Genomic DNA, 15,214 nt, shown 5'->3' on the forward strand with positions numbered 1-15,214 from the left:
CCAGCTAAATTAGTTGCATATGCAGGTCTTGATTGTACAGTTAGACAATCTGGTAATTTTAATGCTCAATAATCTACTAGAATGTCTAAACGTGGACCAGCATTATTAAGATATGCTTTAATTAATGCTGCTTGGCAAATTTCACTTTTAAACAATACATTTGCAAAATATTATCAATTAAAAAGAAATCAAGGTAAAAGACATTACTCTGCTTTGGGTCATGTTGCTAAAAAGTTAATTCATGTTATATTTAAAATCCTTAAGGATAATGTTGCCTTTGATCCTGAATCTTTAAGATAATTAATATTGTTTAAAAAGCACATCATTTAGTGCTAATTTTGTTATGTCTAAAATTTGATAACCTATCCAACTATATTTTTATTAATTTATACTTGACAAATCATAGTTGGGCTCCTTCAACTTTACTAATTTATAGTTATTATATGTTCAAAAAATACAAAAGTCAAATCACTTCTCTCAGTCTAAAAATATTTAAAAACAAGGTTTTTGGGAATATTTAAAATTAAAATTTTTTCAGTATTAAAAAGAAAAAGGCCAAAATTTTTGGCCTAAAAATCAAAAAAATTATTTAAAATGTATAACCTGCTTCAAATCCAACTATACCTTTTCCATACCCTGCATAAAACCCTACATTGTATTTATCATTTATTTTTCCACCTAGGGTAACTTTTCCTATAAAATTAGGTACAACAGATATAAGAGAAGTATCATTATTTGTTACTTTTACAATTCCTACTCCTGTTCCTGTTTCTAATCCTACGTAAAATTTATTTTTTGTACCCTCTACTTTAACATTAAAATCTACTTCAAACCCAACATTAGCTGTCATTCCTCCGCCAAAAGCTGGTGGATACACATAAGTATCTCCAGTAACTGAAAGCTCCGGTCCAAATGTAATGTCAAAATTTCTATTTATTTCAGCTTTCCACTCCGGAGTATAACTTACATTTAATGTTGGTGAAAGAATTGTCAATCCTACTCCTCCTTCAACTTTATGTTTTGGACCTGTAATTTTTGCTGAAAATGAAGTCAAACCAGCTACAATTGCTAATACTAATAACGTTTTTTTCATTTTTCCTCCTAAACTTTATTATTTTAACTATTGTAACATTTTATAAAATAAATGCACAAAATATTATTATATCAAAGTAATTTTTATGTTAAAATTATTTTGTTTTAGGATTATATGAAGAAATCACAATTTCATCATATTTTATTTCCTCTATATTTAATTTTTCTAGTATTAATTTTTGGTATATTTCTAGAAACATTTTTATAGGGGATTTATTTTTATATTTAGATTTATATAAACTATTCATATTTGATATTATGTAATTTATATCATCTTGTGTGTAATTATCAATATCACGTGATTTTGGTATAAATCTTCTTAATAAAGTATGTATGTTCTCTACATGTGGTTTTTGATTTGGACTTTTAGGATCACAATAAAATATTTTACATCTACTTGTATAGGAATCATATACACTTTTACATATAGCATCGAATTTTAAAAATTCACTACCTTGATCTGTTAACAGGAGTCCAAATAATCTTCTAAAATTTCTATGCCCTATTCTTTTTTCTAACCAATCAAATATTTTAACTATACTTTGTGGTTGTTTATTAGCTATAAATAGAGTCATTAAATACCCTTTTACTTGATTTACATTACTTCCATGTACTAAGTCTAATTCACATATTGTACAATTTTTGTTTTCTTCAACATATTTTAAAAAATCTTTATACTCTTTGCCACTTAGAAGTTCTTTTCTACTAATTAGTTGATAACTTTCTTTTTTATTTTCTTCTTTCATTTTCTTTATTTTCTTTTTATTGTATTTAATAATCCCCTTATCAATCCAGTTATATATTGTTTTTTTAGAAATTTTTTCTTCATATTCCATCTCTAGATAACTGAGTATATGTGTTATTGGTTGTCCCTTTTTTAATCCTTTTTGTATTGTAGGTAATAGTTTTTCTTGTTTACTACCTTTACTTGTTCTCTTATTTCTATCATATGATTCCTGTGCTATTTTAGGATCATAAATTACATAATCATAACTACAAGTATTACTTTGATACCTAGGGCATTTATTACATACTATTGGTTGTTTCTTTAATAAATCACATATATGAAATTCTACATCTTCTATATGATTGCCTATAGATTTATCGTTAAATTTTAAAATCCTTCTATTTCTAATTTCTCTCATTATCGTATGATATGATACATCTAATATTTTTGCTATTTCTGTAATTGTTTTACCTTCTCTTATGTATAATTCTAATCTTATTCTATCTTCATATTTTAAATTTTGTTTCATTTTTATTAATCTTTCTTTTGAACAAATTTGTGCATTTGATATTTTTGACTTTTGTGTATTTGTTTTTACACTATGCAATCGTGACTTTTACAACCTAACTTAAAAAAACACCTCTCAGGCTTGCAAATACAACTCTTTTTTTGTGAAGTATTTATTTAACAATTGTGTTACAATGTGATATAATTTTAATAATAATAAATTTTGAAAGTAAGTTGAATTCAATGTTTTTAGCAATAGTCCCAACAAAAAATAATATACACGTTTACGCTAAACGTAAATATAGAGATCCTAAAACTAGAAAATTAGTAACTAAAACTTACTCAAAACTTGGCTCTGTAAGTGGTCAAGATAAACTTAATGAAGAGCAAATAAAATACTTCAATGCTCTTATCGATGAATTAAATAAAAAAGAAGAAATCGAAAAAAACTTAATAGGAAAGAAATAAATATAGATGAAAATTTTGATATTAACAATATAATTTCTAGAAAGAATCTAGGAACTTTATTCATTTCAGATATATTTGAAAAACTTAACATTTCAAATACATGTTACGAACTTAAAAATAAAGAACACTACTCTATTGCTGAAGTATTAAGGTTTCTTGTATACACTAGAATACTTTTTCAAAGTTCTAAATTAGATAATATAAAATATATTGAACAAATGCCTGATAAATTCAAATTTCAATTACATGACATATATAGAGCTTTAAAAGTTTTTTCTGAAAACAAAACAAAAATTTTAAATGGTGTTCATCAATTTTTATCTCACAATTTTAATATAGACAAATCATTTACTCATTATGATGTTACTAATTTTTACATGTATACTGATATTAATGATGAACAACAATATGCTCAATATGGATATAGTAAAGTAAATAATGGTAAGCCTATTGTACAGATGGGTTTAGTTACAGATAAAAATGGTATACCTTTAACTTACAAAATTTTTCATGGAAATACTCCAGATATTTCTACTTTAATACCATTTATTGAAGAAGCTAAAAAAGAATACAACTTTAAAAATAGTGTCATTATCGCTGATGCTGGACTTATCTCTTCAAATAATATAGCTGAAATATTAACAACAAATAGTAGTTACATAATTAAAGATAGAATTAAAAATATGAATGCAGATTTAAAAGCAATATTTGAAAAGACTATTAAAACTACTTTAATTGAAGCTGCTAATAAAGATAATGATACTGATAGAAATAAAGTATATACATACGGTATCTCTATAGCTAAAAATAAAAGAGTAATAACAACGATTAATGAAAAAAATGAAGAGGTTAAAAGAAATCTTAATTTAGATGAAAGATATATTTTCTTCTTTTCTCCTAAATATAAAAGACTTTTAGAACATAATAGAGAAGAAGTTTTAGAAAGAACTAAAGATAATTTAGAAAATCAAAACAAAATGGAAAAGAAAATACAAAAAAGAAACAAATTTGTAAAAGAAAATATTCAAATAGTTAATGCTCTTACTGGTGAAATTGTTGAAAGTAATCTAGAAACTTTAAAAGAATATGAATTGGATGAAAATTCTATAAAAGAAGATGCTAAATATGATGGATTCTCATTAATAGTTACTAATTTAGATCCTAAAGAAAATATTGATTCATATATATTAGAAACGTATTCTAAACAATATCAAATAGAACATATATTTAGAACTACAAAAACAGTTTTAAAAGCAAGACCTATTTTTGTATCTAAAAATGAAGCTATTGATGGACATTTTTTAACATGTTTCTTATCTTTATTAATAATAATGTTAATAAGACAAAAACTAAAAAACAAATATTCTATAGATGAAATTATGAAAACATTAAAAGAACATAATTATGTACATATAACTGATGCTAATGAATGTTTAATAGATTTATATAATAAATTTAGATTAGGTGATATAAAAAAATATCATACACCTAATACAGTAAAGCAATTACTTGCAAACACAAGAGAAAATAAGCAAAGAAGGAAGAAATTGTAACCTGTTAACTGGAAATTTAAATAGGGCTCAAACAGTAGTAAATACTAATATTAGAACCCTATTTTTTTAATTTTACCTGTAAAACTTAAGATAAAATAAAAATCAAGTAAGTACCTATTCTTATCCCAATTTTTCTTAAACATTTAATTTTATAAATATTTAAAAAACAAAAAACTCCATTAAATATGTCCTATTGAAATGAAAAAAATTATATGATATAATTGGTTGTAAATTAAAATTATTTAGGAGGTACTTTACATGGCAGTAAAAGTAGCAATTAACGGATTTGGAAGAATAGGAAGATTAGCATTAAGATTAATGATTAACGATCCTAATTTTGATGTTGTAGCCGTTAACGATTTATCAGATGCTAAAACTTTAGCTCATTTATTTAAATATGACTCAGCTCAAGGTAGATTTGATGGAACAGTAGAAGTTAAAGAAGGAGCATTTGTAGTAAATGGAAAAGAAATTAAATCTTTCGCAGATGCAGATCCTAAAAACTTACCTTGGGGAGAATTAGGTGTAGATGTAGTATTAGAATGTACAGGATTCTTCACAAAAAAAGAAAAAGCTGAAGCACATATAGAAGCTGGAGCTAAAAAAGTTGTTATTTCAGCACCTGGACAAGGAGATTTAAAAACAGTAGTATTCAATGTTAACCATGAAATTTTAGATGGAACAGAAACTGTAGTATCAGCAGCTTCTTGTACAACTAACTGTTTAGCACCTATGGCTAAAGTATTATCAGATAAATTTGGAATTGAAGCAGGAACAATGACAACTATACATGCTTATACAGGAGACCAAAATACTTTAGATGCACCTCATAGAAAAGGAGATTTAAGAAGAGCTAGAGCGGCGGCAGCTAACATAGTTCCTAACTCAACTGGAGCAGCTAAAGCAATAGGATTAGTTATACCTGAATTAGCTGGTAAATTAGATGGTGGAGCACAAAGAGTTCCTGTAGTAACTGGTTCATTAACTGAACTTGTTTCTATATTAAATAAAGATGTTACTAAAGATGAAATTAATGCAGCTATGAAAGCGGCAGCTAATGAATCATTTGGATACACTGAAGAAGAATTAGTATCTTCTGATATAATTGGATTAAAAGTTGGTTCATTATTTGATGCAACTCAAACTAAAGTATTTAAATTAGCTGATGGAAAAACTTTAGCTAAAACAGTATCTTGGTATGATAATGAAATGTCATATACTGCACAATTAATTAGAACATTAGATTACATTGTTAATTTATCTAAATAAGATATTTAAAATATAGATGTTTCACATCTTTGTGAAGCATCTTTTTATTTGCTAAAAAGATAAAAAAGTCTTGACAAAATCAAACTTTTTAGTATATACTTATATAGTAAAATTTCCTTTCCCACAAAGGAACCGTTATTCACAAAAAAATTAGGAGGATAGAAGTGAATAAAGATACAAAAATGCAAAAAAAAGAAGAAGTAGTAAGAAATTGGCACTTAGTTGATGCTGAAGGATTAGTACTTGGAAAATTAGCAGTAGAAATTGCTAAAAAATTAATTGGAAAAGATAAAGTTAGTTACACTCCACACGTTGATGGAGGAGATTATGTTGTTGTAGTAAATGCAGAAAAAATAGCAGTTACTGGTAAAAAATTAACTGATAAAAAATATTACAGACATAGTGGATTCCCTGGAGGATTAAAAACTAGAACATTAGAAGAAATGCTTGCTAAAAAACCAACTGATGTATTAAGAAAAGCTGTTGAAAGAATGTTACCTAAAAACAAATTAGGAAGACAAATGATTAACAGACTAAAATTAAATGTAGGACCAACTCATTCAAATGAAGCTCAAAAACCTACAAAAATGGAAATATAGGGAGGTATTTAAGTGAGTAAACAATTTTTAGGAACAGGTAGAAGAAAAACATCAGTAGCAAGAGTAAGATTAATACCAGGTCAAACAGGTGTTGTAATTAACGGAAAAGAAATGAGAGAATTTTTTGCTGGAAGAGAAATATTAGCAAAAATAGTTGAGCAACCATTAGAATTAACTGGGACATTAAATAAATTTGGTGTAATGGTTACAGTTCATGGTGGAGGAAATACTGGTCAAGCTGGAGCTATTAGATTAGGTATTTCAAGAGCCTTAGTAGAAAATGATTCTGAATTAAAGGCTGGATTAAGAGAAGCTGGATTCTTAACAAGAGATTCACGTATGGTTGAAAGAAAAAAATACGGGAAGAAAAAAGCAAGAAGAAGCCCACAATTCTCAAAACGTTAATATTATTAACAATAAAACAAAAATCAATAAAAGGCATAAACTTAGTATTTATGCCTTTTTATTATATTTATATTTTTATTCATAACGAAATAAAATTTATGAATTCCCTAAGTTTTAAACTTTTTTTTGTTAAATATTAAAAAATATAGTATAATAAAAGTATAAAATTATAAGTATTTTGACAACTTTTATAATTAAGAAAGAGGTTAAATTATGATAGAATACGAAAAATCTAATCGAAAAGTTTCATTTAAAGTTACAAATGAAGAAGAAAGAAATATAAATTCTGAAATAAGATTATTAGATATATCTTATGATAAATTTTTTTTAATTTTATTAAATTATTATAGTTCTCATAAAGTAAAAAAAGAACTAATTAAAACTACCCCTATCGAAGAATTAAATAAAAAAAGTGGAAAAATTCAATTTAATATTGATGAAAATCTATACAATAAAATTATAGAAATTGTAACCAAAGAACATGGATATAATTCAAAAAATGAAAAATCTATGTTTTTTAGAGACATGTGTTACACATTTTTTAATGAAAGCAACTCTAAAAGAAAAGAAATAATCTATGGAAAAATTATAAATAAAATAAAAGAAGCCAAAACACAAAATAAGAAAGTAAATTTCATATATAATAACGAAAACAAAAGTGTTACACCAATAGATATAAAGGAAGATAAAGAAAAGCAACACTTATACCTATTAGCTTATGATGAAAATAGCGAAGATAATTTTATTAATTTTAGAATTGATAAAATTTTAGAAGTAAGTCAATCATTATATCCAGCAGTTGATTTATCTAAAGATGAGTCCTTAATTCAGGTACTAAGTGAAATATATTTAAATTACAGCCCTTTCCTAAATTTTTCAAATATAAAAGTAATAGCTAAATTTACAGAAAAAGGTAAAAAAATATTAAAAGATATTTCAGTTAATAGGCCTTATTTTAATGTTGAGGATTTAAAAAATACTACAATTAAATTCAATTGCAGTATAAAACATGCTGAAATATATTTTTCACAGTTTTATAATGAAGTTGAAATACTTGAGCCAATAGAATTAAGAAATATATTTAAAAAGAAACTAAAAGAAACCTTAAAACTATATGAGAAAACTGGTGAATTATAATATGGATAAAAATCAAACAGAAAAAATGGAAGAATTATTTAATGAATTACAAAAAGATGAAATAGAATACGAAAAAATAAAAGAAGCAGAAAAGAAAACTGTATTTCTAGGAAATATGAAAAACGATTTTTTAATATTAACTTCAATAATAAAAGAATACTATAATGGAGATTTCTATATTCCAAGTTTAGATTTAACAATCATAATAGCCACTATTTCATATGTACTATTGCCCTTGGATGCAATACCTGATTTTATTCCAATTGTTGGATTTGTAGATGATATCACAATAATAAAATTATGTTTATCAAAAATAACAGAAACATTAAATAAATATAAAAAATACAAAGAGAATAAATAAAAAGGTGATTCAGGATTAAATCCTGTATTACCTTTTTTTCTGTATAATTTAATTACCAAACAAAATTAATAAAAAGGAGTGATAAACATGACCTCTAAAATCAAATTTATCTTTTCCAACTCTATTTTATCAATTATATCAAGTCCCACTCTTCACTAAATCACTTAACAAATATCGAAATTTCTATTAATAATTTTCACCTCTCTTAACTTTCATTACATATTGATGTCATATATTTAACTGTTGTGTTTACTATTGATATTAATAATATTTCTAAATATAAATTCCATAATATCCATGGTCAATAAATAACTTCTGTAACTCTAATGGACTATTATTTTATTTAATATAATTTGCAATATTTAATATTAATCAATAAAAATATATAAATTTTAATATATTCCTTATTTCCTGTAGAATAATAAAATCAGTTTATATAATATAAACTTTTGGGTACAAATATCTAAAATAAAGATATAAACTCATTTATCTCTTATCAATAATTTTTATAATACTTTAAAATATTAATATAATAACAAAAAGAAAGCATATACACTGAAAAAGGAGTTTTGTCTTAGCAATAACTAATGAAATAAAAGAAAAATATTTAGATAAAAATAATATATCAAGACATTAAAAAAATTTTTAAATTAAATTATAATAAGGAAATAATATTGAAGAAAAATAACATTTTCTATTCAGCTATATCTAAAATTTAGATATATAGATATACACTAAAAAATATATCAAATATAGATTAAAAAATTTTTTTATATCTTATCTATTTATAAAAAAAAGGTGTAGAATCTATATATGAAAGGAGAGTGTTATTTATGAGTTCTATTATAAAAGTTCCTAGAATTATTATAGATGATAAATCAGGAAATATAACTAATAAATTGAGACTTAAAAATGAAAAAATAAAGTTTGAGCAACAAATTCAAATAGAATATAAAATATTATTAGATGAATTAAACACTAACATTCAAACTATTGAATCTCTTAACTTATCTAAGATATTAAAGTTTATTTCTTTTAAGAAATACCAAGAAGCACTTGATATTATGTGTCATATTAGAAAAAAATATTTAATCTCAAACTTAGAAGAAGAAATTATAATGATATTAGATAATCTATATAAAAGTATTTCTAATAAAATATTTGATAATGAAAAAATATATTTCGAAAAAATATTAGAAGAAATTAAAGATAAAAAGAAAACTTGTAAAAATATAACAGAGGCAAACAATTATGTTGAAATAACTAAATTAAAAATAAATAGATTGATTGATAAATTAGATTTAGCATATCAATATATAGAATCATTAAAACTAAATGGCTTTATAATTAATGAAATTAGCTATGATGAAAATACCAATAACTTAATTATTTATTCTGAAAATACAGGTAAATTTTTAGATTGTATGATAACAGATGAAAAAATAGAATACAAGATGGAAAATTATGAAGGAGACGCTTGTTTAAGTGATGTAGAAAAAATTTTAGAAACAGCAAATAATTTATATAATTTAAATTTAGAAGTAGGCGAATATGAAGGGCTTCCTAATTATCAACATATTGAAACAGTAAATAAAAATTTATATGAGGAGAAGTGATAAAATTGGTAGAATGGTTAAAAAACTATAAACATGATTTAAATATTAAAAAAATGATAATACTTTATGGAAATATTCATGATTATGTATATGATAAATTTGATTATACTGCGAACATAAAAAAAGCATTAGATATATTAGAAAAAAATGAAAAAAAAACAATAAAATATAATTTTTTAACAGGAATAGATTTTGGCACATTAGATGAATCAATAATTTATGAAATAATATCTAATGTAAATAAAGATAGATATAGTCTTTATAATGGACTAATAGTTGTTAAAACAAATGTAAGAAATAGAAGAAATAATTTTGAAACTAATGGAAATGTCTCAATTCCAGTTGAAAACAATATGACAAATATGGATATTGTAAAACAAGATTTTAAAAATTTTTCAGATTTTGCAGCACTAATTTATAATAATTCAAAAGAAGATTTAATCCCCATAAATTATTTTATTGAAGTTGGAGATGGAATATTTGGTAAAATAAGATCTGATGAAGTCCTAAATGAATTTGAAAGAAGAATATATTATAATTTAATAAATGCCACATATAATTTTAAAAATTCTCAAATTATTATAAATGTAGATAATTTATCTACAATACCTCGAGATTTATATTTAAATAATCCTTATGTAAGTAAAATATTCATTCCTCTTCCAAGTAGAAGTATTAGGAGAGAATATTTTGATAAAAAAAGATATAATTTTAATATAAAAACGTCTGAAGAAAATGAATTTATAGATAGTTTAGATGGTATGAGTTTAATAGAAATGAAACAAATTGGAATTTTAACAAAATTAGAAGAAAATCTCAATAAATCATATAAAGATATTCTCAGTCAATATAAATATGGTTGCTTAAAAAATGCATGGAATGAATTAGATAAAAATAAATTATTAAAAATAAAAGAAATTTTAAAAATTAGAGTTAAAGGTCAAAATGAAGCAATAGATAAAGTCGGAAATATTTTAGTAAAAGCATATACTGGAATTTCTGGTATAGGTCATTCCTTATCAAATAAAAAACCTAAAGGAATTCTTTTTTTTGTTGGTCCTACAGGAGTTGGTAAAACTGAACTTGCTAAATCAATAGCAGAGTTTGTATTTGGCGATGAAGAATCATGTATTAGATTTGATATGAGTGAATACAACTCTGAACATAGTGACCAAAAACTAATAGGTGCTCCTCCAGGTTATATTGGATATGAAGCTGGTGGTCAATTAACAAATAAAATAAAAGAAAAACCTTTTTCAGTAATATTATTTGATGAAATAGAAAAGGCTCATAATAAAATATTAGATAAATTTTTACAAATATTAGAAGATGGTAGATTGACTGATGGTAAAGGAGAAACGGTATATTTTTCAGAAAGTATAATAATCTTTACATCAAATATAGGCACAGATAAAATTGATTCAAACGAATCTGACTCTAACTTCAAATTTAAAAATTCTGTTGTGGAGTATTTTAATAACATTTTAAAAAGACCTGAAATATTAAATAGAATTGGACTAGATAATATCATAACATTCAATTTTATAACTGATTACAAAATATTCATCGAAATAGTAAAAAGTAAAATAGAAAATATTAATAAATTTTTAAAAGAAAAATATGAAAATAGTAAAATAGAAATAAAGAATATTGACAATACACTATATAATTTAGTTAGTAATTCAAACATTAATTATGGGGCAAGAGGAGCATTAAATGATATGGAGAAATATCTAATTGATCCTTTATCAATATTCCTTTTTAAAAATGATATATCTAATTCAATAATTTTAGCTAAATATAATAAAAAAGAATCTAAATTTAATTTTGAGGTAATTAAATGAATAAAAATACAATAAATATATACTCATATATAGAAGCAACTAAAAGTGAAGGTCCTGGGGTTAGATTTTGTATTTGGTTTCAAGGATGCCTTAAAAGATGTATTGGTTGCTGTAATACAAAATTATTAAAAATAGAAAAAAAGAATATTCTCCTTATTGATGAAATCTGTCAAAAAATATTAAACGCAAAAGAAAAATATAATATTGAAGGAGTGACATTTTTAGGTGGAGAACCTATACTTCAAATATATGGTTTAATTAATATTGCAAATTATGTTAAAAGTCTAGGATTAACTAATATTGTATTTTCTGGATACTATAAATCTGAATTAGAAAAAATGCTACCAAATGAAATAGATACCCTTTTTAAAATAATTGATGTATTAATAGATGGTCCATTTGAAATAAATAATTTAGATAAAAAAAGAAGATGGATAGGATCTTCTAATCAAAATATTCATTTTTTTACAAATAATTATAGCATAAAAGATTTCGAAGGAAAACTTAGTAGTTTAGAAATAAGATTAAAAGATAAAGAATTAATTATTAATGGATACCCATTAAAGAAAGGAATAATAAAATGAAAAATATAATAAGAATAGCTGATTTAAATACTAAGGGTAAAAATGAAATTAAAGAAATAATTGTAAAAAAACTTTATATGCCTGATATAGATTTATATGAATTTGGAGCTGTCGATGAAATTCCAAGTCTTGCTGAAACAAATGAAGAGTCAATTTTTAGAGCATATGAAGACCTTTTTATAACATTAAGAAGAGCAAGAAGAACAAAAATATTTTCATCTTTAATTAAAAATGATTTAAATTGCCAAGGAGTTTTTCAATTTTTAAATTTACTAAATATAGATTATCAAAACGAATCTTATTTATACATACAAAATCAAAATGAAAACTATAACAATTGTTGTATATTTATTGATAAAAATGGACATTTAGCAATATATGAATATAGTTATACAAATGCAATATCTAAAATATTAGTGACACAAGATATGGATTCAATAATTAAGTTTTGTTCTAATTTCATTTCATTAATTCAAAATACAAAATTAATTAAAAATGAAATGAGATTATTCCAATTTAATGATAAAAGTGAAAAGGAAATAAAATCTTTTTTATTTAATTATTTAGTACAAAATGAGAAACTAATTGAGATTGAAAAATATAAAGAAAATGGATATGAATTAACTGGAGAATATAAAGATTTAAAAAATGTCTACACTAAATTAGGAAAAATAAATTATCTTAAACTAGTAAAATATGACCTTGCAATTCAAAACATATATGATTTTTTTGAATTTTTAGGAATAGATATCAATGAGATTATAAATAATAATCAAAATATATTATTAGAAAGAACCCACAAATTAACAATAGAACTTATGGAAAATGATGAATTAAAAATAGAATTAATAAATAGTGAAAATAATACTTTACTAGAAAGTTACAGTATTAAGGGGGTAAAAAAAATAATCGATATATTAGATAATTTATATAATTTGATATTTATAACATCTAACAACAAGAAAAAAATAATAGAATATCTATTTAACTATAAAGAACATAATGTAAAATGATGATATTTAAAAATCTTTTTATCGTTTATTTGGATTAAGATTTAAAATATGATATAATCTTAAACAACTTAATAAGTTGGAGGAATTTTTATGAATAAATGGTTTTATAGAGCTATTTCAGTATTTATAGCTACACTAGCTTTACTTTTTTTTAAAACACCTAAAATATATATTTATATTCTAATTATACTTATAGTTATTTTAATAATTTTAGGTTTTTTATATAAGAATATTAACTCTGGCCAAGGATGTATAGTTTCAAACCGTATTTCTGTTGATGGTGAAAATGTTGGATATTGTTATAGACAAGAAGAAAAATTAGGAAATAATGATAGTGGATGGAGATTTTTTGCAGGTGATGAAGATGAAAATTATTTAAAAAATCCAGATAATTTTGGAGTCTATAAATTAAGTATAATCTGTAATCTTGATAAAAATGTAAAAGAAATTCTAAAATCTCCTTACGGAACAGAACTTAGAGTTAATGAAGAAGGAAGATTAGTAAAGGTGGAAAATAAATAAATGAAAAAATTTTTGATAACATTAATATTTTTACAAAATATAATATTTCCATTAGAAGAAGTAAATATTATAAATAATTTCAAACAGGGAAAATATATAGATAAATTAGAAGATGGTTCAATTGAAAAAGGAACATATATAAACCATTTAAAAAATGGAGAGTATATTTTAGAATATCCTGATCTTAATCTTACTCTTAAAGGGACTTATTTCAATAATCTTTTACACGGTATAGAAAAAATTTATAAAAACAATGATCTTGTTGGAGAAATTTCATATTTTCAAAATGAAGTTTTAGGAAATCAACTAGAATATATTGAAGAGCTTACTCGTACAGGTTATATGGGAATGTATAAAAATGGTTATTTTGAAATGAAAACAGATGATTCAATAATTACATATAAAGAAGAAGATGAATTAATTAATGGTCAGGTTATTATAAATAAAAATAACGGTGATAAAATTTATTTATCTTTTTTTGAAGGTATAAATTTAGGAGATATTAAATATGTAAATAAAAATGGAGATATTAAATATTATGAATATTTATTTGATATAGAAAATATAACTCCAATAGAAGAAAAATTTTTAGAAAATATCTATATGTATTTAGAAGAAGGAAATGTTAAAAAAGAAAATAATTTAAAACAAGGTCCTGTGAAAATTCAAATAAATGATGCAACAATCGAGTATAATTATATAAATAATGAAATTACTGGTAATGTTAAACTTACCTTTCCAAATGTTACTAAACAAATTTCATTTATTAAAGGAAAAAGAGAAGGTACTTCTATTTATAATATGTATAATTTAATAGAAACTAGAAATTATAAAAATGATTTATTAGACGGAGAAACAACACTCTTTAATCAACATATAACATACTTTAAAGGTAAAGTAATTAAAATTATAAAACAAATAAATGAAAATAGTAAATTAATCACTAATTTTATAAATGAAAAACCTGTAGGTAATTTAATATTAATTGAAGATGAACAAGAAAAAATTATTGGTTTTTTTGATGAAAATCATATATTAATTTCTGACGGTAAAAAATATGCAAAACAAGAAGATAAGCTTGAAATGCATGGAACATCAGATAATATAATCTATGTTATTGCAATAAAAAAAAATGGTGAAAAAAGACAATATAAGTCATTAAATGACTATCAAAAAGATAATGAATACGTTATAATTGAAAAAGGGGCTGTTCCGAAATAGCTCAAAAAATAACGGAGAATTCTAGAATTTTTTAGAATTCTCCAATTTTTTTTGAAATAATATATTTTATTATTAAAATCCATATTTTTATACAACACTAAATTGAGGGTTGTACCCTCATATCAAAAAAAGTTAAATTCAAGATTATGCAATTACTTCTTTAAGTTTGTATAAATTTATATTTTCTCTATTTTTTCTAATATCATTTATATATTTTCTTAAATTAAACCCTAAAGCATACATTGCAAATTCTAGCTTAGTTCTTTCTAAACCTTTTTTTCTAAATCTATCATAAT

The 15,214-nt window shown here is 23.2% G+C and carries 16 protein-coding genes; 14 read left to right on the top strand and 2 right to left on the bottom strand.

Features of this window, described 5'->3' with window-relative positions; all coding sequences use genetic code 11:
* Positions 1–81 precede the first annotated feature (81 nt).
* The gene (locus tag GM111_RS07320) at positions 82–300 is read left to right on the top strand and encodes a hypothetical protein (RefSeq protein ID WP_156300451.1); all 219 of its coding nucleotides are present in this window, start codon (positions 82–84) and stop codon (positions 298–300) included.
* A 289-nt stretch (positions 301–589) separates the two neighbouring features.
* Here GM111_RS07320 and GM111_RS07325 read toward each other — a convergent pair whose 3' ends face one another.
* A complete protein-coding gene (locus GM111_RS07325) occupies positions 590–1,093 on the bottom strand; it encodes a hypothetical protein (protein ID WP_156300452.1) in 504 nt (167 codons plus the stop codon).
* Between the two features lie 94 nt (positions 1,094–1,187).
* Positions 1,188–2,348 (bottom strand): IS30 family transposase, encoded by a 1,161-nt coding sequence (locus tag GM111_RS07330; RefSeq protein WP_156300453.1) that lies wholly within the window; start codon positions 2,346–2,348, stop codon positions 1,188–1,190.
* 212 nt (positions 2,349–2,560) lie between these two features.
* On the opposite strand from GM111_RS07330, the gene GM111_RS07335 reads away from it, so the two are divergent.
* From GM111_RS07335 to GM111_RS07395, 13 genes are all read left to right on the top strand, one after another.
* Entirely contained in the window at positions 2,561–2,794 is a 234-nt protein-coding gene (locus GM111_RS07335) for a hypothetical protein (RefSeq protein ID WP_156300454.1), read from the top strand.
* Positions 2,795–2,826: 32 nt separating this feature from the next.
* The gene (locus GM111_RS07340) at positions 2,827–4,347 is read left to right on the top strand and encodes an IS1634 family transposase (protein WP_456243027.1); all 1,521 of its coding nucleotides are present in this window, start codon (positions 2,827–2,829) and stop codon (positions 4,345–4,347) included.
* Positions 4,348–4,605: 258 nt separating this feature from the next.
* Positions 4,606–5,616: a type I glyceraldehyde-3-phosphate dehydrogenase gene (gene gap / locus GM111_RS07345; protein WP_156300456.1), complete on the top strand. Its 1,011-nt coding sequence runs from the start codon at positions 4,606–4,608 to the stop codon at positions 5,614–5,616.
* 164 nt (positions 5,617–5,780) lie between these two features.
* Positions 5,781–6,215: a 50S ribosomal protein L13 gene (gene rplM / locus GM111_RS07350; protein WP_156300457.1), complete on the top strand. Its 435-nt coding sequence runs from the start codon at positions 5,781–5,783 to the stop codon at positions 6,213–6,215.
* Positions 6,216–6,227: 12 nt separating this feature from the next.
* The gene (gene rpsI / locus GM111_RS07355; protein WP_156300458.1) at positions 6,228–6,620 is read left to right on the top strand and encodes a 30S ribosomal protein S9; all 393 of its coding nucleotides are present in this window, start codon (positions 6,228–6,230) and stop codon (positions 6,618–6,620) included.
* A gap of 213 nt (positions 6,621–6,833) precedes the next feature.
* Positions 6,834–7,757: a WYL domain-containing protein gene (locus GM111_RS07360; RefSeq protein ID WP_156300459.1), complete on the top strand. Its 924-nt coding sequence runs from the start codon at positions 6,834–6,836 to the stop codon at positions 7,755–7,757.
* 1 nt (position 7,758) lies between these two features.
* Positions 7,759–8,118, top strand: a complete 360-nt coding sequence (locus GM111_RS07365) for a YkvA family protein (protein ID WP_197034529.1) — start codon at positions 7,759–7,761, stop codon at positions 8,116–8,118.
* 833 nt (positions 8,119–8,951) lie between these two features.
* Positions 8,952–9,734 (top strand): hypothetical protein, encoded by a 783-nt coding sequence (locus GM111_RS07370; RefSeq protein ID WP_156300461.1) that lies wholly within the window; start codon positions 8,952–8,954, stop codon positions 9,732–9,734.
* A complete protein-coding gene (locus GM111_RS07375) occupies positions 9,731–11,578 on the top strand; it encodes an AAA family ATPase (RefSeq protein WP_156300462.1) in 1,848 nt (615 codons plus the stop codon). Before GM111_RS07370 ends, GM111_RS07375 begins: the two co-directional genes overlap by 4 nt.
* Positions 11,575–12,162: a 4Fe-4S single cluster domain-containing protein gene (locus GM111_RS07380; protein WP_156300463.1), complete on the top strand. Its 588-nt coding sequence runs from the start codon at positions 11,575–11,577 to the stop codon at positions 12,160–12,162. The genes GM111_RS07375 and GM111_RS07380 overlap by 4 nt, the downstream gene beginning before the upstream one ends.
* Entirely contained in the window at positions 12,159–13,175 is a 1,017-nt protein-coding gene (locus GM111_RS07385; RefSeq protein ID WP_156300464.1) for a hypothetical protein, read from the top strand. The genes GM111_RS07380 and GM111_RS07385 overlap by 4 nt, the downstream gene beginning before the upstream one ends.
* 90 nt (positions 13,176–13,265) lie before the next feature.
* Positions 13,266–13,697 (top strand): DUF2185 domain-containing protein, encoded by a 432-nt coding sequence (locus GM111_RS07390; protein ID WP_156300465.1) that lies wholly within the window; start codon positions 13,266–13,268, stop codon positions 13,695–13,697.
* Positions 13,698–14,918, top strand: a complete 1,221-nt coding sequence (locus tag GM111_RS07395) for a hypothetical protein (RefSeq protein WP_156300466.1) — start codon at positions 13,698–13,700, stop codon at positions 14,916–14,918.
* The last annotated feature ends 296 nt before the right edge of the window (positions 14,919–15,214 follow it).

This window comes from Streptobacillus canis, from assembly GCF_009733925.1.
GTDB classification, from domain to species: Bacteria; Fusobacteriota; Fusobacteriia; order Fusobacteriales; family Leptotrichiaceae; genus Streptobacillus; species Streptobacillus canis.

What these genes read in the sequence shown, in the direction of transcription:
- GM111_RS07395 (WP_156300466.1), top strand. Translation starts at nt 13,698, where the DNA reads ATGAAAAAATTTTTGATAACATTAATATTTTTACAAAATATAATATTT.
- GM111_RS07390 (WP_156300465.1), top strand. Translation starts at nt 13,266, where the DNA reads ATGAATAAATGGTTTTATAGAGCTATTTCAGTATTTATAGCTACACTA.
- gap (WP_156300456.1), top strand. Translation starts at nt 4,606, where the DNA reads ATGGCAGTAAAAGTAGCAATTAACGGATTTGGAAGAATAGGAAGATTA.
- GM111_RS07320 (WP_156300451.1), top strand. Translation starts at nt 82, where the DNA reads ATGTCTAAACGTGGACCAGCATTATTAAGATATGCTTTAATTAATGCT.
- GM111_RS07330 (WP_156300453.1), bottom strand. Translation starts at nt 2,348, where the DNA reads ATGAAACAAAATTTAAAATATGAAGATAGAATAAGATTAGAATTATAC.
- GM111_RS07360 (WP_156300459.1), top strand. Translation starts at nt 6,834, where the DNA reads ATGATAGAATACGAAAAATCTAATCGAAAAGTTTCATTTAAAGTTACA.
- GM111_RS07365 (WP_197034529.1), top strand. Translation starts at nt 7,759, where the DNA reads ATGGATAAAAATCAAACAGAAAAAATGGAAGAATTATTTAATGAATTA.
- GM111_RS07380 (WP_156300463.1), top strand. Translation starts at nt 11,575, where the DNA reads ATGAATAAAAATACAATAAATATATACTCATATATAGAAGCAACTAAA.
- GM111_RS07370 (WP_156300461.1), top strand. Translation starts at nt 8,952, where the DNA reads ATGAGTTCTATTATAAAAGTTCCTAGAATTATTATAGATGATAAATCA.
- GM111_RS07385 (WP_156300464.1), top strand. Translation starts at nt 12,159, where the DNA reads ATGAAAAATATAATAAGAATAGCTGATTTAAATACTAAGGGTAAAAAT.
- GM111_RS07325 (WP_156300452.1), bottom strand. Translation starts at nt 1,093, where the DNA reads ATGAAAAAAACGTTATTAGTATTAGCAATTGTAGCTGGTTTGACTTCA.